Origin of the sequence: Campylobacter concisus, from assembly GCF_050447485.1 — a bacterium.
Lineage (GTDB): Bacteria > Campylobacterota > Campylobacteria > Campylobacterales > Campylobacteraceae > Campylobacter_A > Campylobacter_A concisus_BQ.
The window spans coordinates 146,309-167,323 of record NZ_JALMFY010000001.1; the positions used below are offsets into that span (position 1 = coordinate 146,309).

Here is a 21,015-nt window from a genome sequence, read left to right on the forward strand (position 1 = left end):
AGCCACTTTAAATTTCTTTTAAAACTCATCCCAAAACGCTTTTTTAGGCTTTATGATCTCACTTTTTGAGCCATTTACGCTGTGATAGACTGCTTTATTATACTTTGTAGCAAGGTGTTTTATAAGCACTCTTTGAAGCACAGGTTCGCTACTTGGCACAAACCAGCCGTTGTTTGTGATGGCCACGACTGCGTCAAATTCGCCCTTATAAAGCTCCTCTCTTGTTGCTTCGTAGCAGATAGCGTTTCTGATTTTAACCCCGTCTATCTCGTAGTCACTAAAATTTTCAGCCTTTTTAAAGTCACTAGCTCCGCCAAAAAATAGCTTATTTACCGCATCTTGCATAAATTTTGGCAAAGGAATTTCTTCTCCAAATGGCACTAAAAATTTCTTATCCATTCGTCTAAGGGCGCCATCTTGAAACAAAAATGCAGAGTTATAAATTTGCTTATTTTCATAAGCAAGCGCGCCAGCTACGATAGTTATCTGCTTTGAAAGCTCTTTTAGCTCATCAACAAGTAGCGGCTCATTTGTCATAAATAATGGAAACGCACTCTCAGGCAGCACAATGAGGTGTTTTTGCTCGGCGATGGCGCTATTTATCATGTCTAAATTTTCATTTGTAAATTTCATGCGTAAGCTTTTATCCCAGCGCACTCTTTGAGCGACATTAGTATTTACTAGTTCTACCTCAAATGGCAGAGTCTTTGCCTCGTTACTTTTAAACTGCAAAGCGGCGATCAGGCAGATAAAAGCTAGGATAAATTTTAAAATTTTGCCTTTTAAACTCAAAAAAATAGCTGCTAAAAAAATAAATATAAGACCTCTCGTGCTTGGCTCAAAAGCGCCTAAAACAAGCGTGGCTTCAAGGTTAAACCAGTTAAAGCCAAATGGGTGCACATAGCTTATTAAAAATAGTAAAACGGCTCTTAGTGTCACAAAGCTTGGAAAAGAGGCTATCCAAAACAAAAGCCCATAAACAAGGGCTACAAAGAGGATGACAAATGGGATAAGCCAGACAAGCTCATAGTAGATAAAACTAAAGCCAATCCAGTAAAACCACAAAATTCCAGTGAAAAAGCCAGCCGCAAAAAAGCCAGCTCTGCTTAAATTTATGATGACATAAATTCCAGCTAGCGTAAGAAAAGGTGAGATGAAATTTAAAATTTGATTTTCAGCCATAGCTAAAAAAATGAAATTAGAAAGCAAAAAAGCACCGACAAAGGCTTTTATTATAATTTTAGTGCTAAAATGTCCGTTTAAAAATCTTACAAATAAGGAAATCCATGCAAAACGCTGATTTTTTAACATCATTACTACCTCTTGTTGTGCTTTTCGCCATATTTTACTTTTTGGTTATCAGACCTCAACAAAAACAACAAAAAGCCCACGCAGCAATGCTTGCAGCTCTTGACAAAGGCGATAAGATAGTAACTAATGGCGGACTTATATGCGAAGTGATTAAAGCCGAAAATGATTTTATCAAAGTTAAACTTAACGATGATGTAATCGTTCGTATAGCACGCGAGTTTGTAGCTAAAAAGATCGAAGATAAATAATGCGTAACGCAAGAGTTACATATAGGCTGATTATATTAATATTAGCCATAGTTTTTGGTTTTGGCTTTTCGGTGCCATCTTTCTTTCAGACCCAAAGCGGAGCTAAAATTTCGCTAGGACTTGACCTTCAAGGTGGTCTTCATATGCTTCTTGGTGTTGAAACTAACGAAGCCATCCACTCTAAGATCAAGTCAATCGCTGGAAGCATAAATTATTATGCCAAAAAAGAAGATGTGCTCATTGATAAATTTAAGATAAAAGAAGATAGTGTTGATTTTGCGCTACTTGATAGTGACGAGGCTCCAAAGGTTGATAAAGCGCTTGCTGAGATAAAAGGGCTTAATATCAAAAAAGATGGTCTAAACTATCACATCACTCTTACAGAGCAAGAGAGGCTTGATACGATCGAGTATGCGATCTCGCAAGCTGTTGAGACCATTAGAAACAGGCTTGATCAGTTTGGTCTAGCTGAGCCAACAGTCGCTAGACAAGGCAAAGATAATATCCTAGTCGAGCTTCCTGGCATAAAGACTGAAGAAGACGAGCAAAGAGCGAGAGATCTTATCGCAAAGGCTGCTCACTTGCAGCTTATGGCAGTTGATGATAAAAGACAAGATCAGGCTAATACCATGAGTGAGGCCGAGGCTGAAAGCTATGGTGACGTGATCTTTAAAGATGCTAAAAATGACCGCGTAAAATATGTCGTTAAAAATATCCCAGTGCTTGATGGCTCGATGCTAACTGATGCAAAGGTCGCATTTTCTCAGCAAAACAACCTACCGATCATAAATTTTACACTAAATTCAGAAGGCGCTAGAATTTTTGGTGATTTTACTGGTGCAAATGTGGGTAAAAGGCTTGCTATCGTGCTTGACGGCAAGGTCTATTCAGCTCCAGTTATAAACGAAAGAATAGGTGGCGGCAGTGGCCAGATCAGCGGTGGTTTTACCCTTGATGAAGCTCACGACGTAGCGATCGCACTTAGAAGTGGCGCACTTTTAGCACCTGTGAAGATGCTAGAAAAAAGAAGCGTTGGCCCATCTTTAGGCCAAGAGAGTATCAATCAAAGCATGGTTGCTCTTGCTGCTGGATCTATTTTAGTCGTGCTATTTATGCTAGTTTATTACGGAATTTCAGGCGTTTTTGCAAATATCGCGCTAGTTGCAGACGTCGTTATATTAGTCGCTGTTATGGCGCTTTTTGGAGCGACGCTTACTCTACCAGGTATGGCTGGTATCGTGCTAACTATCGGTATGGCTGTTGATGCAAACGTCATCATAAATGAGCGTATCCGCGAGCTTTTGCGTGAAGGCGTGGCAATAAGAACAGCTGTTCAAAAGGGATATGAGCACGCTATGAGTGCGATCATCGACTCAAACTTGACTACTATCATCACAGTTGCTGTGCTTTATGCTTATGGCACTGGTCCAGTTAAGGGCTTTGCTGTGACAATGGCGATAGGTATCATGGCTTCGATGCTAACGGCCATTTTAGGCACACATGGCATGTTTGATGCGGTTATGGATAAGATAGAAAAAAGCGGAAATACCAGACTTTGGTTTGGTTATAAAAGGAGCTAGAGATGCAAATTTTTACTAAGGCAAAAGTTTATGATTTTATGCGGTTTAGATTTGCTTCATTGGCACTTTCTATATTTTTATTTGTTGGCTCGATCTTTTTGCTTGCAACAAAGGGTCTAAACTACGGCATCGATTTTTCTGGTGGTACGCTTATCCAGCTAAAATACGACACCAAAGCGCCACTTGATAAAATTCGCGACGCTTTTGGCACAAATGAAGTGCTTAAAAACGCCTCTGTTACTGAGTTTGGAAGTGAAGATGAAGCTGTTATTAGGTTTTCAGGATCAAGTTCAAATTTAACTGGTGACATCGGCACTGAGATAAAGCAAATTTTAAAAGATACTGGAAATTTTGAAGTAAGACGTGTCGATATCGTTGGTCCAAAGGTTGGTGACGAGCTTAGAGAAAAAGGCCTAATGGCCCTTGGAATTTCACTAATTGGCGTGCTTCTTTATATTACATTTAGATTTGAGTGGAGATTTGCGCTAGCTGCGATCGCAACTGAAATTCACGATATAGTTATAACTGTTGGTGCTATTTCGCTATTTGATATAGATGTAAATTTGGACACGCTAGCAGCTGTATTAACAGTGCTTGGCTACTCGTTAAATGATACGATCATCATTTTTGACAGGATCAGAGAAGGCATAAAAGAGAGTAAGAGAACCGATATCGAGGGCGTTATCAACGAGTCAGTCTCAGCCACACTTTCAAGAACTATCCTAACTTCAGCCACTACGATGATGACTGTTGTTGTGCTATTTTTGTTTGGCGGAGATATGATACATGGATTTTCATTTATTCTTATCGTTGGTATAGTTATAGGAACGATCAGCTCGATCTACATCTCATCACCATTTCTTATCTGGTTTAAATTTAGCATCGAGCATTTTAGGGCTAGAGAGGCTGAAAAGCAAAGGATCAAAAAAGAGCGTGATAAAGAGCGTGCTATGTTTGAAAAAGGCGTTGTGTAAGGAGGGATAATGAACTGGGGAAAAGTTATCTACATATTTTTTGCGTTGATGAGTCTTACGACTACGGCGGAGTTTTTATATGATAAAAACGAGATCGCCCTTTTTGTGGCAGCTAGTATAAATTTAGTTTCTACGCTACTTAAGATTGGCGTTAAAAATTTACTATCAGCTGAGCTTTTTGCTAGCTCGCTGGTTGCTGATTTGCACCTTATACCAGCTTTTGTTATTTTGCAAGTATCTGAAAATGCAACGCTTAGCTATTCATTAGCTATTGGCGCAGTCATTGCAAATATATTTTCACTAGCCTTGGTATTAATAGAATCAAGCAAATCACAAGAAGAATTTTAGGAGAAAAAATGGCTGAAAAGAGAAAATATGAGCCTTTAAAGATAGAAAAAAAATGGCAAGAAATTTGGGATAAAAATGAGGAATTTGAGCCAAAAGACGACTTAAGCTTGCCAAAAAAATACATCTTAAGCATGTTTCCATATCCAAGCGGTCGCATACATATGGGGCATGTGAGAAACTACTCTATCGGCGATGCGCTGGCTAGATCATATAGAAAAAGCGGCTACAACGTGCTTCATCCTATCGGATTTGATAGCTTTGGTATGCCAGCTGAAAACGCAGCCATAAAACATAAAATTCACCCTAAAATTTGGACTTATGAAAACATCGACTATATGAAAAAAGAGCTTGCTAGCCTTGGCTTTTCGTTTTCTAAAAAGAGAATTTTAGCCACATCTGACCCACTTTACACAAAGTGGGAGCAAAGCTTTTTTATAAAGATGTTTGAAAAAGGGCTTGTTTATAGAAAAAATGCCATCGTAAACTGGTGTGAATACGATCAAACCGTGCTTGCAAACGAGCAGGTTGAAGACGGCAAATGCTGGAGATGCGGTAATGATGTGGTGCAAAAAGAGCTTCCAGGATATTACTTTAACATCACAAAATACGCTAGCGAGCTACTTGATGACCTAAAGCTTCTTGAGGGCAAATGGCCAAATCAAGTCATCACGATGCAAGAAAACTGGATCGGTAGAAGCTATGGCTTGGAGTTTAAATTTAGCCTTGATGAGGCATCAAAAGAGACTTTGGGCGGTAAATTTGATGGCTTTGAGGTATTTACTACAAGACCTGATACGATTTATGGCGTTAGCTACACAGCCCTTGCGCCAGAGCATCCTATCGTAAAAGCGCTTCTTGAAAGTGATAAATTTGATGAAAATAAAAAGGCAAAGATAAAAGCAATACTTAATCAAAGCCCAAGAGAGCGTCAAGCAAGCGATAAAGATGGAGAATTTTTAGGAATTTACGTCGTTCATCCACTCACAAATGAAAAGGTCCCAGTTTGGGTTGCAAATTTCATCCTAGCTGACTACGGTAGTGGCGCTATCATGGCTGTTCCTGCTCACGATCAAAGAGACTTCGAGTTTGCAAGTAAATTTAATCTACCTATAAAACCAGTCGTAAAGCCACTTGAGGGTGAGAGTGACGACTCTAAGGCGTATTCAGAATACGGAGTTGCTATAAATTCTGAGCTGATAAACGGCCTTAGCTCAGAGGATGCCAAAAGCTTTATAATAGAGAAATTTGAAAAAGATGGTCTTGGTAAAAGGATCACAAACTACAAACTAAGAGACTGGGGAATTTCTCGCCAAAGATACTGGGGCGCGCCAATACCAGTTGTGCACTGCAAATGCTGCGGCGTAGTGCCTGAAAAAGAGGAAAATTTACCTATCGCGCTACCAGAAGATGTCGAAATCACAGGCGAGGGCAATCCACTTGATAAACACCCAACTTGGAAATTTACAAAGTGTCCAAAATGCGGCCAAGACGCGATCAGAGAGAGTGATACGATGGATACATTCGTGGAGAGTAGCTGGTATTTTGCTAGATTTGCAAGCAATGAGAAGACGTGGGAGCAAAAAGCGCTTGATGAAAAGAGCGTGAATTATTGGATGAATGTAGATCAGTATATCGGCGGTATCGAGCATGCGATCTTGCACCTTTTATATGCTAGATTTTTTCAAAAGGTCTTAAGAGATCTTGGCTATCTAAGAGATGATGAGCCATTTGAAAATTTGCTAACTCAAGGCATGGTCTTAAAAGATGGCAAAAAGATGAGTAAAAGCAAGGGCAACGTCGTAGACCCTGATGATATTATTAACAAATATGGCGCCGATACGGCAAGGCTTTTTATTCTATTTGCTGCTCCTCCTCAAAAAGAGCTAGAGTGGAATGATAGTGCAGTCGAGGGCGCATTTAGGTTTTTAAATAGGCTTTGGGAAAAGGCACAAACCATCAAAAAGATGGATAAAATCCCAACTATAAATCACGAAAATTTAAGCAAAGATGAGAAATTTGCAAGGCTAAAAATTTATGAAGCACTTAAAAAATCAACCGAGGTCTTTGGTGATACATTTGCTTTTAATACTTTAATAGCTGCTTGTATGGAGGCGCTAAACGCCATAAATGCGCAGGATAATGAAGACGTAAATGCTGAGGGTTTTTTCATTATCTTAAATTTACTAGAACCAATCGTGCCACACATCGCAAACGAGCTTAGCGAAGAACTTTTTTGTAGAAAAAATTTCACAAAGATAGCTGTAAAAGAAGAGGTCTTTGTAAAAGATAGCATCGCTCTTGCAGTTACAGTAAATGGCAAGAAAAGAGCCGAGTTTGAAGTAGCAGCAAGCGAGAGTGAGAGTGAAATTTTAAAACAAGCTAAGCAAAACGTGGCTAAATGGCTTGAAGGAAAAGAAATTTTAAAAGAGATTTATATAAAAGGCAAATTGGTAAATTTTGTCATTAAAGGATAAATTTTGAGATATTTTTTAGCGTTTTTTATTGCGATATTTATATGCGGATGTGGCTATAAACCAGTTTCAAAGATCTCGCAGGATTTGGTTGGAGATAGAGTTTATGTTGATGTTATTATCAGCAAAGAAGAGCCAAAAAATAGTGTCTGGATAAAAGACGCCGTAAAAGAGGGCATGGTTGCAAGGCTACATAAATCACTATCAAGCAAAGATAGCGCTGATACTTCGATAATAGTTTCGGTGAAAAGCTTAAATTATGAGGCAATCATCTATGATGAATATGGCTATATCACATCTTATAAAGCTCTTTTAACTCTAAACTATAAAACCAAATTTAAAGATGGTCGTGTCATAGATATACCTGCTACTGGCGAGTATGATTTTAGTGTGGCAAGACGTCAAAAGAGCGTAAGATACGCAGATAGTGTTATTAGCGATACTCAAAAATATGAAGCCATAAAAGAGGCTTCAAAAGAGGCTTTTGATGAGTACATCGCAAATTTAGCTGTAAAAGGATACAAAAATGGCAGCAGTAACCGTTAGTCAAATAGTCAAGGAGGCCTTGAGCGAGATAAAAGATCGCCATTTGATGCTAACGCCAGAAAACTACACCGAAGTTTATAATGAAATTTCTAAAAAATATGGCTTTACAACCGAAGAGAGCAAAAAGATAGAAAAATATATCTCAAGGCTCGCTGATGACTACAAGGCGCAAGCTATAAGTCTTCATATAAAAACGGTTGATGAGTTTGTAGCTTTTATGACCGCTAGGCTCTCTCATGGTGCTAAAAATGGCGCAACCCAAGTGGTCGATGATAAAAAGTTAAAGTCACTAAACGCCTTTGCAAGAAGAATCCTTCAAGCCATCTCTATGCTTCATAACAAAGACGCAAAAGCTCTAGCGGAACAGGGCATGCAGCTACTTGCTAGAAGATATGATGAGAAAAATCTTGAAGATATGTGTCTTAAATGGTTTGACTTTGTAAGCTCTTACGATACTGAATTTTTGGACTTTTTGAAATATTACGGCGTGAGAGACTTTGACGATCTAAAGACTATGAGCGCTGAGCTTGAGAAATTCTTATCTCAAAAAAATGAGAGCGGCGAAGAAAACGCTCTAGTGGAGCTTTTAAATTTTGCCCTTGAGCCTTCTATCACAAAGGAGCTTGGCGAAGAGCTCAGCAGCATTAGAAGCGTTTTGAAGCAAAATCCACAAAGCCTAAATAGCAAAGAATTTCAAGATAAGATAAAAGGTTTTGTTGATCGCAGGATCGAAGAAGATAGAACCGAGATCATCGAAAAGGTTGGCTCATTAAACAACATCTTGCAAAGCATAGGCGAGAGGATTTCAGACATCGCAGCTAGCTCTCAAAGTAGCTCAGCTAAGGTGCAAAGCATCAAAAATGATCTTAAAAATGTAAATTTAAATGCAAATAGCATTGATCATGTAAAGAGTATGCTTATCGAGATCGCAGGTGCCTTGGAGATCGAGAGTAAGGAGCTTGGTCTTGAGATGAATAGCAAGCAAGCGACTATTTCTGAGCTTCAAAACAGGGTTATTAGCCTAGAAAAAGAGCTGGAGGCTGCTAAGCTTGAAAGCAAAGAGGACTTTTTAACAAAAGTTGCTACAAAGCGTGCATTGATGACTGAGATGCAGCGTATCGAAGAGGCATATAAGCGCTACGGCACGGACTATTCTATCTGCTTTGTTGATATTGACTTCTTTAAAAAGATAAATGACACATATGGACACGAAGCTGGTGACGTGATCCTTTCTGCAGTGGCTCAGGTGCTTAAGAAAAATGCTAGAAAGGTTGATTTTGTCGGTAGATATGGTGGCGAGGAATTTGTCATTTTGCTACCAAGCACGAGCCTAAAAGATGGAGTTAGATTTGGCGATAAGCTAAGAAGTATGATAGAAAATTTTAAATTTATCTATAAAAACGAGCGCATCAAAGTTACCATTAGCTCTGGTGTGGCTACAAGAAGTGCAAATTTAAGCGACACGATGACGCTTGAGGGCGCTGATAAGATGCTCTATCTTTCAAAAGAGGGCGGCAGAAACCAAGTCATGCCAAAGATAATCGAGGAAAAATGAGCCTAGCAAAATTTCTTGATGGCAAGCCACTTTACTACAAAGAGATCGACTATGGTAGGATCATAAGGGCTTATGATACGATCAAAGGCCATCTAAAGCCTTTTAAGATAATCCACATCATCGGCACAAATGGCAAAGGTAGCACGGGCCGCTTTTTAGCGCAAATTTTAAGCCAAAACGGCGCAAAAGTAGGCCACTACACGAGCCCACATATATTTAAATTTAACGAGCGATTTTGGCTAAATGGCGAGGTCGCTAGCGATGAAATTTTAGAGGTAGCTCATGAGCGTTTGCAAGCTCTTTTGAGTGATGAGTACAAGATAAAAACGAGCTATTTTGAGTATATGACGCTGCTTTCTGCAGTTCTTTTTGAGGGTTGTGACTACTTTGTCTGCGAGGCTGGCATGGGCGGCGTGCTGGATGCGACAAATGTCTTTGAAAAAGAGCTAAGCATCTTTACTCCGATCGGCTTTGATCACACGGCGATACTGGGAAATAGCATAGAAGAAATTTCACGCACGAAATTTGAAGCTATGGGCAAAAGAGCTATTTTAAATGATGAGATGAACGAGATAAGTGTGGCTATCGCAAAAGAGATCGCAAGTGAAAAAGGCGCAACTCTGAGCTTTCCAAGAGAAATTTTGACCAAAGAGAATTTAAGTGAGATTGCAAACTATGCAGATAAATTTAATCTTCCAGAGTTTTTGCGCTCAAATTTAACTCTAGCCTACGCCGCGGCTAAAATTTTAGATAGTAGCATAGATATCAAAAAGCTTGGCGCTTTATCGCTTCGCGGCAGATGTGAAAAGATCGCTTCAAATTTATACGTTGATGTCGGCCACAATGAGCTTGGCGCTAAGGCTGTGGCTAAGAAATTTAGCCAAAAAGAGTTTGGCGGTAAGAAGCTAACACTAATTTATAACTCGTTTTTAGATAAAGATTTCAAGGCAGTTTTAGCAGCTCTTAAGCCAGCCATTGAGGACGTGCTACTTTATCACTACCACTGCGAGGGCAGGGAGCTTGGTGGAGAGCTTATAAATAAGGCTTTAAATGAGCTTGAAATTTCGCATAGAGAGTTTGAGCCAAGCGATATGAACGATATAAAAGAGGCAAAAAACGGCAAAATTTACCTAGCATTTGGCTCGTTTCACCTGGCTGAAGCCTTTTTAAAAGAGTACTATGCAAGCAAAGGTCTATGAGTATCTTTTAACACACGCCCCACAAATTCTCATCTGCGAAGATGACAAAGAGGCGGCACTCTGCGCTGATGCGGCCAGTTTTGCTGGCTTTGGCGCATTTAAACTACCTGATTTTAGAGCTAAAAAGGGCGATGATCTAAGAAGCTTTAACGAAGAGCTCTTTGAAATTTCATCCGTTCTTAGCAAATACTATAAATTTGATGGCAAAAAGATCATCATAAGCCCATTTAGTACGCTTTTAAACCCACTTCCAACGCAAAAAAACTTAGAGAGCTCAACGATCAAGCTAAAAGATAATCTAAATTTAAGCGAATTTGCCGACTTGCTCATACGATTTGGCTACGAGTGCGTCGATATCGTTGAGAGCGTTGGCGAGTTTAGCATACGCGGCGAAGTGATCGACATTTACGGCGTAAATATGGACGATCCTGTTAGAATTTTACTCTTTGGCGATGAGGTGGAGAGTATCAGAAACTACAACACCGCCACGCAAATTAGCAACAAAAATGAGCTAAGCGAAGCCGAGATCGTGCCGTTTATAGCAAATTTGAGCAAAGATGAGTTTGAAAAAGTGAGCCAAAAGATCGAGGATATGCAAAGCGATGCTTTGGTGAGCGATCTAAATTCGCTTGGATTTTGGGCGATAGATAGCTTTAGCGACTATTTAAAAAATTTTAACTCAAAGCTTGTTAAAAAGATCGATTTTGAAATTTATGATGCGCCTGAAGATAAATTTAAGGGCATAGAAATTTTGCCTGAGCCAAAGGTCTATAAAGACCTAGAAGTCACTTTAAATTTGGACTTTTTTGAGCTAAATAAGAGCAAAAGTATAACCGTTCTTTCAAGAAACGAGGGGCTTTTTAAGGGCTATGAGCTTGATGGCTTTGCCAACGTAAAGCTTGAAATTTCGCCCCTTGTTGTAAATTTAACCTCAAATGACAAGATCGTAGTCTCTCTAAATAAATTTGAGAAAAAAAGGCGAGTTAAGCGCTCAAGCCTCGTGGTGGACGAGCTAAAAGTAAATGACTACGTCGTGCATGAAGATTATGGTATAGGCAGATTTTTAGGGCTTGAAAAGATCAAGGTTTTGGGCGCGACGAAGGAATTTGTGGTTATCGCCTACCAAAATGACGACAAGCTTCTTTTGCCGGTTGAGCATCTAAATTTGATAGATCGCTATATCGCTCAAAATGGCTCTATGGCGGTGCTTGATCGCTTAGGCAAGGCAAATTTTGCCAAGATAAAAGAAAAAGTTAGAGAAAAACTCTTCGCGATCGCCTCAAAGATCGTGGCGATGGCGGCAAAAAGGGAGCTAATCGCTGGTAAAATTTTACAAAAAGAGGATATCTCTTATCTAAATTTCGTCCAAGACGCTGGATTTTCATACACGAATGATCAGCAAAAAGCGGTAAATGATATAAAAGATGAGCTAAAAAGCGGCAAGGTGATGGATAGGCTGCTTAGTGGCGACGTTGGCTTTGGCAAGACCGAAGTTGCGATGAATGCCATATTTACCTGCATAAAATCAGGCTTTAGCGCATTTTTCTTCGTGCCAACGACGCTTCTTAGCTCGCAGCACTACAAGACGCTAAGCCAGAGATTTAGCAAATTTGGCATAAAGGTCTTTAGGCTGGATCGCTTCTCAAGCGCCAAAGAAAAATCAAGCCTGCAAAAAGCGCTAAAAGAAAATGAGCCCATAGTTTGCGTGGGTACGCATGCGCTTCTTGGCGTAAAGGCTGAAAATTTAGGGCTTATAGTGGTTGATGAGGAGCATAAATTTGGCGTTAAGCAAAAAGAGCAGCTAAAAGAAATTTCTCAGCACTCACACATCCTAAGCATGAGCGCCACGCCGATACCAAGAAGCCTAAATATGGCGCTTAGCAAGATAAAAACATATAGCATTTTAGCCACTCCGCCAAGCTCGAGGCTAGATGTGAGGACAAGCGTGAGAGAGTGGGACGAAAAGGTCGTCAAAGAGGCGATCATGCGTGAGCTAAGACGCGGTGGGCAGACCTTTTACATCCATAACCACATCGCAGACATCGAGCAGACGGCAAATGAGCTAAGAAAAATTTTGCCAAAGCTTAGAATTTTGATACTTCACTCAAAGATAAATGCAAAAGTCGCTGAAGACGAGATGATGAAATTTGAGCGGGGCGAGTATGACTTGCTACTTTGCACCAGCATCGTTGAAAGTGGCATCCACTTGCCAAATGCAAACACCATAATCGTAGAAAATGCTAATAAATTTGGCATGGCTGACCTGCACCAGCTGCGTGGTCGCGTGGGCAGAAGCGATAAGCAGGCTTATTGCTATTTTTTGGTTGAGGATAAAGAGGCCATTAGTAAAGACGCTCTAAAACGCCTTGTGGCACTTGAAGGCAACTCATTTTTGGGCGCTGGCTCAGTGCTAGCCTATCACGACCTTGAGATAAGAGGTGGTGGCAACATCATCGGCGAGGCGCAAAGCGGTCACATCGAGGCTATCGGCTACTCGCTATATCTAAAGATGCTAGAAGATGAGATAAACAAGCTTCTTAATCAAGACTCCGCAAAGCTTGATAAGATCGATCTAAAGCTTAGTGTGAGTGCCTTTTTAAATCAAGAATTTATAAGAGAAGATAGGCTAAGACTTGAAATTTACAGGCGTCTTAGCAAGTGTAAAGAGGTTAGCGAGGTCTATGAGATACAAAGCGAGCTTGAGGATAGATTTGGCAAGATAGATACATTTACAAAGCAGTTTTTAGACCTTATCATCATCAAAATTTTAGCTCTAAAAGCTGGCATAAAGACTATCTCAAATAGCGAGCAAAATATACTAATAACAAAAAATGATGACGAGAAGATCAGGCTAAAGTCACGTAGCAAGGACGATGACGATGTTTTAGCTGAAATTTTGGTCTATCTAAGAAAGGATAAGAAATGATAGATTGGGGAGTAAAGTACGCAGCGATTTATAAGAGCACAAAAGGGATGCTAAAGCCAGTTGAGGATATCGATTTTGTCGATATCGACTCACTTTATGGACTAGAGAAACAAAAAGAAATTTTGCTAAAAAATACTAGAAATTTTATAGCGGGTGACGAGGCAAATCACGTGCTTCTTTGGGGTGAGAGAGGATGTGGCAAGTCAAGCCTTGTAAGGGCTGTTTTTACTAAATTTTATAAAGAGGGACTTCGCATCATTGAGATTGGCTGCGAGGACCTAAAATACCTTGGCGACATCATCGACGAGATCAGAAAGAGCGAGTTTAAATTTATCATTTTCTGCGATGATCTAAGCTTTGAAAATGGCAGTAATGAGTATAAATTTCTAAAACCTATCATGGATGGCTCTATCCAAAAACCACCAAAAAACGTCCTTTTATACGCCACATCAAACCGCAGACATCTAATAAGCGAGTTTAAAAGCGAAAATGAAAACTCAGAGCTAATAGACGGAGAAATCCACTATAGCGACGCAGCTCAGGAGAAAATTTCTCTCTCAGACCGCTTTGGTCTTTGGATCAGCTTTTATCAAGGCAACTATGACGAGTACTTAAAAATGGTTGATTTTTACTTTAAAGACTACACTGGCGACAAAGAGGAGCTTCATACGCTTGCTAAAAATTTCGCCACGCTAAGAGCCAGCAGAAGTGGCAGGACGGCAAAGCAGTTTTATCTAACTTTTAAAGAAAATTTAAAATGAGATCAACTGATCTGTTTTTGGCTCTGCTAAATCACAAAAAGAGAAATTTTGACGAGCTAAAATGGCCAGGCGAGGGCACTTTTGAGGTTGTTTTAGGAGCTATTTTGGTGCAAAATACCAACTGGAAAAATGTTGAAAAAGCGCTAGATAATCTAAAAAAAGCCAGCAAAGATAGCCTGCAGGGCATTTGCGCGCTTGAAAATAGCGAGCTTGCCACACTCATAAAGCCAAGTGGCTTTTACAACACAAAGGCAAAACGGCTAAAGACGCTTTGCCTAGCTATAAAAAATGAATTTGGTGACTTTGAAAACTTTAAAGAAAACGCTAGCCGTGAGTGGCTCATAAGCGTAAAAGGCGTTGGCGCTGAGACTTGCGACGCGATACTTGCTTATGCTTGCGGCAAGCCTTACATGGTCGTTGATGCTTATGCGCTTAGGATAATGGCATATTTTGACTACATTTTTGAGAGCTACGACGAGGCGGCTGAGTGGTTTAGCTCGCTTGATTATGATGAAATTTACAAATTTCTTGATAGCGAGAAATTTGACGAAACTGAGGTTTTAAAGCTCTATCATGCGCTTATTTTGGAGTTTTGCAAAGAGAATTTCAAAGGCAAAATTTTAAGCCAGAGCGGACAAGAGGTGCTTGATAGCATTAAAAACTAAATTTTTATTTTAAATTTAGCGCAAATTAGGACTTTTTATGTTTTATTTTAAATTCTATGCTAAATTTACGAGAAATTTATTTTAGGAGGAGTGATGATCTACGATAACATCGTAAAAACGATCGGTAATACACCTATCGTAAAGGTTAAAACAGGTGCCAACGAGGCTGAAATTTACGTAAAATTAGAGTTTTTTAACCCAGGCGGCTCTGTAAAAGATAGGATCGCGTTTAATATGATCACTAAAATGCTAGCTGATGGCACGCTAAAACATGGCGACACTATCGTTGAGCCAACAAGCGGCAATACAGGTATCGGCGTAGCTATGTGCGGTGCTGCACTTGGCTTTAAAGTGATCCTTTGCATGCCTGAGAGTATGAGTATCGAAAGACGCAAGATCGTTGCAGCTTATGGTGCTCATCTTGAGCTAACTCCTGCAGCTGGTGGTATGAAAGCAGCGATCGCAAAAGCTACTGAGCTAGCTTCTCAGCCAAATCACGTAATGCTAAGCCAGTTTGAAAACAAGTACAACCCACAAGCTCACGAGCTAACAACAGCTGCTGAGATCGCGGCTGATTTTAGCAAGCTTGATGCCTTTGTAGCAGGCGTTGGCACAGGTGGCACGATAAGCGGCGTGGCAAAGGTTCTAAAAGAAAAAGGCTATGACACTAAGATCATCGCAGTAGAGCCTGAGGCATCACCGGTTTTAAGTGGCGGCAACCCAGGACCACATAAAATTCAAGGCATCGGAGCTGGATTTTTACCAAATACAATGGATATGAGCCTAGTTAGCGAAGTAGAAAAAGTAAGCAACGATGACGCACTAAACGCAGCTAGAGCGATCGCAAAGAGCGATGGTTTGATGATAGGCATAAGCGGCGGCGCTTCTTACGTGGCTGCAAAAAGAGTGGCTAAAAGACTTGGCGCTGGCAAAAAAGTGCTTTTCATAGCTCCAGATAACGGCGAGAGATACCTAAGTACAGAGCTTTACGGAGCGTAAAATTATGTGGGAGAGTCTAAAAGAGCTAGTTCAAACCATCCGTGAAAAAGACCCATCGGTGCATAGTTGTTGCTTTTTGGCGATACTTATAAACACTCCTGGCATCCATGCGGTTTTGTTTCATAAAATTTCACATTTTTTATATGAAAAAAAGTGGTTTTTTCTAGCTAGACTCATCTCGCAAATAGCAAGATTTCTAACAGGCATCGAGATCCACCCAGGGGCCAAGATCGGTAGGAGATTTTTCATAGATCACGGCATGGGCGTGGTTATCGGCGAGACGGCCGAGGTCGGTGATGATGTGATGATGTATCATCAAGTCACACTTGGTGGCACTGGCAAAGAGTGTGGCAAGCGCCATCCGACCATTAAAAATGGCGTGACTATCGCCGCTGGCTCAAAGATACTTGGTGCTATAACGATCGGCGAAAATGCTAAGATCGGCGCAAACTCAGTCGTGCTAAAAAACGTCCCAGCAAACGCAACCGTAGTTGGCATACCTGCAAGGGTTGTCAGGGTAAATGGGACAAAATTTGAACCAGAATTTATCATTTAAAATTTAAATTTACTCTCACTACACCATAAAAATGCAAATTTTTGATACGGCAAATTTACTATCCACTATGCTGCCAGCGTTTTTTAGCTTTGCGCTGCCTATTATAATATTTGTCATTTTAGTAAATTTGATAACAAAATTTATCAGGCGAAAGTTATATCAAAAATCTTACGTAAAATTTAACCAAAGAAATATAGCTGATACGCTTAACGCAACCTTTTATTGATGGCATAGCCTACGCTTATGAAAAAAGAGTGCCGATAAAAGAAGATATATATTGTGATTTTATATACCAAATGCCAAAAAGGATTTTAAAATCTGGTGTGAGTTTAAATTTGTAGAAAAAGGGGCGAGCGCCCCTATGATTATTTTAAAGTTTGGATGTATTCAGCTACTGCTTTTGCATCTTCATCGCTCATTGGAGTAGCGATAGGTTTCATCATAGCACCAAGACCAAATTTATTTGCTCCTGTTTTGTAGCCTTTTAGAGCTGCTTCGATAGCTGCTGCATCAAGTGATGTTAAAGCTGGAACTTTGTTATTGAAAACTTTTTCAGCTTTAGCGCCATGACAGGCAACGCATTTTTTATAGATAGTAGCGCCATCTGCAGCGAAAGCAGCAGTTGAAAGTAGTGCTGCAACACTTGAAACGATTAGTAGTTTTTTCATTTGTCATCCTTTTTAAAAAACGTGCTGGCATTATAATACAAAAATGTAAATTTGCAAGGGGCTGGTTAAAATATTTTGGCTATAATCACCAAATGATAAAAGAAACAGCCAACAAAGCACTTTTTTTAGACCGAGACGGTGTCATAAATGAAGACGCTGGATACGTTTGTGAGATTGAGGACTTTAAATTTATTGATGGTATTTTTGATGCGTTGAGGGAATTTGCTGAGGCTGGCTACAAGCTCTTTGTCGTGACAAATCAATCAGGCATCGGCAGGGGTTACTACACGCAGGAGCAGTTTGACGCTCTAAACAAATTTATGCTAGAAAGCTTTAAAAAAGAGCAAATTTTTATCACCAAAGTCTATTTTTGCCCGCACGCTCCAGAGCAAAAATGCACCTGCAGAAAGCCAAATCCAAAAATGATACTTGATGCTTGCAAAGAGTTTAACATCGACCTTGAAAACTCGCTAATGATAGGCGATAAGCCAAGCGACGTCGAGGCTGGCAAAAGGGCAGGTGTGGGTAGAAATTTCTTGCTTGATGGCGTAAATTTTAAAGATGTAAGAGATGTTTTAAATAAGCTAAAAAAGGAAAAATCACTATGAATTTAAACGGAAAAAAGATAGTTATAACTGGCGGCGCTGGCTTTATCGGCTCAGCTTTGGCGCACTATTTTGATGAAAATTACAAAGACACTCACGTGCTTGTCGTGGATAAATTTAGAAACGACGAGACATTTAGCAATGGCAACCTAAAAAGCTTTGGCCATTTTAAAAATTTGCTTGGCTTTAAGGGTGAAATTTACGCTGGCGATATCAACGACCCTAGCACGCTTGAGAAGATAAAAAGCTTTCGTCCAGACGTCATCTACCACGAAGCAGCGATCTCAGACACGACCGTAAAAGAGCAAGACGAGCTAATAAAAACAAATGTAAATGCCTTTGTAAATTTGCTTGATATCTGCGAGAGTTTGGGCGCAAAGATGATCTACGCTAGCTCAGGGGCGACTTATGGCAACGCAAAGAGCCCACAAACCGTCGGCGAGTGCGAAGCACCAAATAACGTCTATGGCTTCAGTAAACTAAGCATGGATAATATCAATAAAATTTACGCGAAACGCGGTGTAAGCGTGGTTGGGCTGAGATATTTTAACGTCTTTGGCAAGGGCGAGTTTTTTAAAAACAAAACCGCCTCGATGGTGCTTCAGTTTGGACTGCAAATTTTAGCTGGCAAGACCCCAAGGCTCTTTGAGGGCAGCGACCAGATCAAACGCGACTTTGTCTATATAAAAGATATCATTGACGCAAATATAAAAGCGCTTGACGCACCAAGTGGCGTCTATAACGCAGCTACTGGCAAGGCAAGAAGCTTTCAAGATATCGCTGATATCTTACAACGCGAGATCGGCGTAAATTTAGGTAACGAATATATCAAAAACCCATTTATCGGCTCATATCAGTTTCACACAGAGGCTGACGTGGCCCCAGCTCGCGAGGCATTTGGCTTTAGCGCTACTTGGAGCTTGGAAGAGGCGATAAAAGACTACTTGCCAGAGATAAAGAGAATTTACAAGGAAGAGCTAAATGGCTAAGAGAGTTAAAATTTTAGTCGTCGGCGACCTCATGCTGGACCACTACATCTGGGGTAGTTGTGATCGCATCTCGCCTGAGGCGCCAGTGCAGGTGGTAAAGATAAATAACGAAACCTACACGCTTGGTGGCGCTGGAAATGTGGTGAGAAATTTACTCTCTCTTGGCGCAAATGTGAGCGTGGCTAGCGTCTTAGGAGATGATGAGGCTGGCAAAAAGATAAGAGAGAGGCTTGCTGAGCTAAATGTAAAAGATGAGCTCATCCTTACTGAAAAAGGGCGTGAAAGCTCGATAAAAAGCCGCATCATGGCATCACACCAGCAAGTTGTCAGGATCGATAAAGAGAGCGTTGTAAAGATAAATTTAGAAGATGAGCTTGTCTTAAAAGTAAAAGAAAATCTTGCAAATTTCAAGGCTGTCTTGCTAAGCGACTACGGTAAAGGTGTGCTTAGCGAGAAGGTCTGCCAAGAGATCATAAACGAGTGCGTGAGGCTAAAAATACCAGTTCTCATAGACCCAAAAGGCAGCGACTACTCAAAGTATAAAAACGCAACCCTTCTAACGCCAAATAAAAAAGAGGCGAGCGAGGCTACAAATTTAAAGATAAAAGACAAGGCCGAGCTTGAAAAGGCGATAAAACAGTTAAAAGACGAGCTAAATTTGACCTATTCGATCATTACGATCTCAGAAGAGGGCATCGCGCTATATGACGACAGGCTGCACATCTTTGCGGCAAAAGCAAAAGAGGTCTTTGACGTCACTGGCGCTGGAGATACGGTGCTAGCTACACTTGGCTACATGCTAGCAAACGGGGCTGATATAAAAGAGGCGATAAAGATAGCAAACCTCGCAGCAGCCGTCGTCGTGGCAAAGATAGGCAGCGCAACGGCTAGCTTTAGTGAGATCGAGCAGCTGCTAAATAGCTCATTTGGAGCAAATTTCGAGCACAAGCGTAAAAGCGTTGAAGAGTTAGAGGAAATTTTGAGCCAAAAGGGCAAGAAAAAGGTCGTTTTCACAAATGGCTGCTTTGATATCTTGCACGCTGGACACGTAAAATACTTAGCCCGTGCAAGGGAGCTTGGCGATCTTTTGGTTGTCGGGCTAAACTCTGACGCTTCAGTTAAGAGGCTAAAAGGCGAGGCTAGACCTATAAACTCGCAAGATGATAGAGCCTGCGTGCTAAGTGGGCTTGGATTTGTCGATTATGTCGTGATATTTGATGAGGATACGCCTTTAAATTTAATAACAAAGATAAAACCAGACGTGCTTGTAAAAGGGGCTGATTACAAGGGCAAAGAGGTCGTTGGCAGCCAGATCGTAAAAGAGGTCAGGCTGATTGACTTTGTCGAGGGCAAAAGCACAACAGGGATAATAAAAAGGATAAAAGATGCTAAAAACGATGATAAAAAATGAGCTCGAGGCTCACCAAAAGACCTTTAGCGAGCATGTAAATTTACTTGACAGCTTAGAGCGTGCTTGCCAGATGGTGGCTGATACGCTAAAAAATGGCAAAAAGGTGCTCATTTGCGGTAATGGCGGCTCTGCGGCGGACGCACAGCACTTCGCAGCTGAGCTAACTGGCAGATATAAAAGCGAGCGCCAGCCACTACCTGGCATCGCGCTAACTACCGATACTTCGGCACTTACAGCTATTGGCAACGACTACGGCTTTGACTACATTTTCTCACGCCAGTTTGAGGCCTTAGCTCAGTCAGGCGACTTGCTCGTGGCGATCTCAACGAGTGGCAACAGCAAAAACGTCCTTGAAACTATAAAAAGTGCCAAGAAAATGGGCGCATCAGTGCTTGGGCTTAGCGGTAAAGGCGGTGGTGCGATGAATGAAGGTTGCAATCTAAATTTAGTCGTTAGCTCAAGCGATACAGCAAGAATTCAAGAGTCACACATCTTTTTCATACACACGATCTGCCAAGCTGTAGATGAGGCTTTTAGGGGCTAAAATGCAAGAAGCGATGGATAAATTTTTAAGTGATCCTAGCGAGAAAAATGAGATAAATTTGATATCGGCTTTAAAAAAGGCTACTTTTTTTGCTCCAGTGCTTTTAAACCAAGCACTTGCAAAGCCTGATGGCGGCGTAGTTTATGAGGAGGAGGGCTCAAATATCAAATTTATCCTGCTTGAAGATGAGGGCGAGAAGCTTAGCTATTTTCCGGCATTTACTAGCAAAGAGGCGATGAAGCTTTGGCGAAACGACAGCGAGCAAGAGAGCATTGAGATAGGCCTAAAGGAGTATCTTGCGATGCTAAAAGAGAGCAGTTATGCTGGCGTCGTTGTGGATGCTTTTAGTTATGACTTTGTGCTAAAAAGAGAGCTGATAGAGAAAATCCTCGCTTAGTGCGTAATAAAATTTATAAAATTTTATGTATTATTTTATGCAAATGGCTTTGATGAGGTAAATTTAAACTGCTGGCTTGTTTGATTTTGTTTTATGGGCTAGCTTTGCTGGGACTGGCGCTGATTTATAAATTTAACTTTTTTGAGCGCGTTTATTAAATTTGATATTAGAGATGAGTTGAGGCTAAATTTGTATGAGGGTTTAAATTTAATGAACCACAAAAATTTATTAATTTTTAAATGCTTATTGGCTGAAAATTTCA

At 40.6% G+C, this 21,015-nt stretch carries 20 protein-coding genes; 18 read left to right on the forward strand and 2 right to left on the reverse strand.

All coding sequences use genetic code 11. The features are described 5' to 3' along the window. Positions 1 to 18: 18 nt before the first annotated feature. A complete protein-coding gene (locus tag MTT29_RS00775) occupies positions 19 to 1,311 on the reverse strand; it encodes an apolipoprotein N-acyltransferase (protein ID WP_429799466.1) in 1,293 nt (430 codons plus the stop codon). Between MTT29_RS00775 and yajC the strand changes: the two genes are divergently transcribed. The 13 genes from yajC (at position 1,287) to epsC (ending at position 16,139) form a co-directional block, all read left to right on the forward strand. Continuing rightward, positions 1,287 to 1,559, forward strand: a complete 273-nt coding sequence (yajC, locus tag MTT29_RS00780) for a preprotein translocase subunit YajC (protein ID WP_002941849.1) — start codon at positions 1,287 to 1,289, stop codon at positions 1,557 to 1,559. The two genes, MTT29_RS00775 and yajC, sit on opposite strands and share 25 nt — an antisense overlap. Continuing rightward, the gene (gene secD / locus MTT29_RS00785; RefSeq protein ID WP_429799467.1) at positions 1,559 to 3,139 is read left to right on the forward strand and encodes a protein translocase subunit SecD; all 1,581 of its coding nucleotides are present in this window, start codon (positions 1,559 to 1,561) and stop codon (positions 3,137 to 3,139) included. Before yajC ends, secD begins: the two co-directional genes overlap by 1 nt. Positions 3,140 to 3,141: 2 nt before the next feature. Then, positions 3,142 to 4,113: a protein translocase subunit SecF gene (secF, locus tag MTT29_RS00790; RefSeq protein ID WP_429799468.1), complete on the forward strand. Its 972-nt coding sequence runs from the start codon at positions 3,142 to 3,144 to the stop codon at positions 4,111 to 4,113. A 9-nt stretch (positions 4,114 to 4,122) separates the two neighbouring features. Continuing rightward, on the forward strand, positions 4,123 to 4,461 hold the full coding sequence (locus tag MTT29_RS00795; protein WP_002942000.1) for a DUF6394 family protein: 339 nt from the start codon (positions 4,123 to 4,125) through the stop codon (positions 4,459 to 4,461). 8 nt (positions 4,462 to 4,469) lie between these two features. Continuing rightward, positions 4,470 to 6,935, forward strand: coding sequence for a leucine--tRNA ligase (leuS, locus tag MTT29_RS00800; protein ID WP_429799469.1), 2,466 nt, complete (start codon positions 4,470 to 4,472; stop codon positions 6,933 to 6,935). A 3-nt stretch (positions 6,936 to 6,938) separates the two neighbouring features. After that, positions 6,939 to 7,478 (forward strand): LPS assembly lipoprotein LptE, encoded by a 540-nt coding sequence (gene lptE / locus MTT29_RS00805; RefSeq protein WP_087580875.1) that lies wholly within the window; start codon positions 6,939 to 6,941, stop codon positions 7,476 to 7,478. Beyond that, the gene (locus MTT29_RS00810; RefSeq protein WP_429799470.1) at positions 7,459 to 9,033 is read left to right on the forward strand and encodes a diguanylate cyclase; all 1,575 of its coding nucleotides are present in this window, start codon (positions 7,459 to 7,461) and stop codon (positions 9,031 to 9,033) included. The genes lptE and MTT29_RS00810 overlap by 20 nt, the downstream gene beginning before the upstream one ends. Continuing rightward, positions 9,030 to 10,232, forward strand: coding sequence for a Mur ligase family protein (locus tag MTT29_RS00815; protein ID WP_429799471.1), 1,203 nt, complete (start codon positions 9,030 to 9,032; stop codon positions 10,230 to 10,232). Before MTT29_RS00810 ends, MTT29_RS00815 begins: the two co-directional genes overlap by 4 nt. Beyond that, entirely contained in the window at positions 10,213 to 13,158 is a 2,946-nt protein-coding gene (gene mfd / locus MTT29_RS00820) for a transcription-repair coupling factor (protein WP_429799472.1), read from the forward strand. The genes MTT29_RS00815 and mfd overlap by 20 nt, the downstream gene beginning before the upstream one ends. Continuing rightward, on the forward strand, positions 13,155 to 13,919 hold the full coding sequence (locus MTT29_RS00825) for an ATP-binding protein (RefSeq protein WP_021085579.1): 765 nt from the start codon (positions 13,155 to 13,157) through the stop codon (positions 13,917 to 13,919). Before mfd ends, MTT29_RS00825 begins: the two co-directional genes overlap by 4 nt. Continuing rightward, complete coding sequence (locus MTT29_RS00830) at positions 13,916 to 14,584, forward strand: endonuclease III domain-containing protein (protein ID WP_429799473.1); 669 nt, start codon at positions 13,916 to 13,918, stop codon at positions 14,582 to 14,584. Before MTT29_RS00825 ends, MTT29_RS00830 begins: the two co-directional genes overlap by 4 nt. A gap of 93 nt (positions 14,585 to 14,677) precedes the next feature. Next, a complete protein-coding gene (gene cysK / locus MTT29_RS00835) occupies positions 14,678 to 15,583 on the forward strand; it encodes a cysteine synthase A (RefSeq protein ID WP_429799474.1) in 906 nt (301 codons plus the stop codon). A 4-nt stretch (positions 15,584 to 15,587) separates the two neighbouring features. Next, positions 15,588 to 16,139: a serine O-acetyltransferase EpsC gene (epsC, locus tag MTT29_RS00840; RefSeq protein WP_429799475.1), complete on the forward strand. Its 552-nt coding sequence runs from the start codon at positions 15,588 to 15,590 to the stop codon at positions 16,137 to 16,139. Between the two features lie 365 nt (positions 16,140 to 16,504). Here the strand turns inward: epsC and MTT29_RS00845 are convergent, their stop codons facing one another. Beyond that, positions 16,505 to 16,807, reverse strand: a complete 303-nt coding sequence (locus tag MTT29_RS00845) for a c-type cytochrome (RefSeq protein WP_009294052.1) — start codon at positions 16,805 to 16,807, stop codon at positions 16,505 to 16,507. A 35-nt stretch (positions 16,808 to 16,842) separates the two neighbouring features. Here MTT29_RS00845 and gmhB point away from each other — a divergent pair, with 35 nt between their 5' ends. From gmhB to MTT29_RS00870, 5 genes are read left to right on the forward strand one after another with little or no spacing between them, the layout of a single operon-like run. Beyond that, a complete protein-coding gene (gene gmhB / locus MTT29_RS00850; protein WP_429800437.1) occupies positions 16,843 to 17,415 on the forward strand; it encodes a D-glycero-beta-D-manno-heptose 1,7-bisphosphate 7-phosphatase in 573 nt (190 codons plus the stop codon). Further along, positions 17,412 to 18,401 carry an ADP-glyceromanno-heptose 6-epimerase gene (rfaD, locus tag MTT29_RS00855; RefSeq protein WP_429799476.1) on the forward strand — a complete coding sequence of 330 codons (990 nt, stop codon included), beginning with the start codon at positions 17,412 to 17,414 and terminating at the stop codon, positions 18,399 to 18,401. Before gmhB ends, rfaD begins: the two co-directional genes overlap by 4 nt. Then, complete coding sequence (gene rfaE1 / locus MTT29_RS00860; protein ID WP_429799477.1) at positions 18,394 to 19,812, forward strand: D-glycero-beta-D-manno-heptose-7-phosphate kinase; 1,419 nt, start codon at positions 18,394 to 18,396, stop codon at positions 19,810 to 19,812. The genes rfaD and rfaE1 overlap by 8 nt, the downstream gene beginning before the upstream one ends. Beyond that, entirely contained in the window at positions 19,787 to 20,356 is a 570-nt protein-coding gene (gene gmhA, locus MTT29_RS00865) for a D-sedoheptulose 7-phosphate isomerase (protein ID WP_429799478.1), read from the forward strand. Before rfaE1 ends, gmhA begins: the two co-directional genes overlap by 26 nt. Before the next feature lies 1 nt (position 20,357). Then, on the forward strand, positions 20,358 to 20,753 hold the full coding sequence (locus MTT29_RS00870) for an SseB family protein (protein ID WP_009294047.1): 396 nt from the start codon (positions 20,358 to 20,360) through the stop codon (positions 20,751 to 20,753). Positions 20,754 to 21,015: the final 262 nt, after the last annotated feature.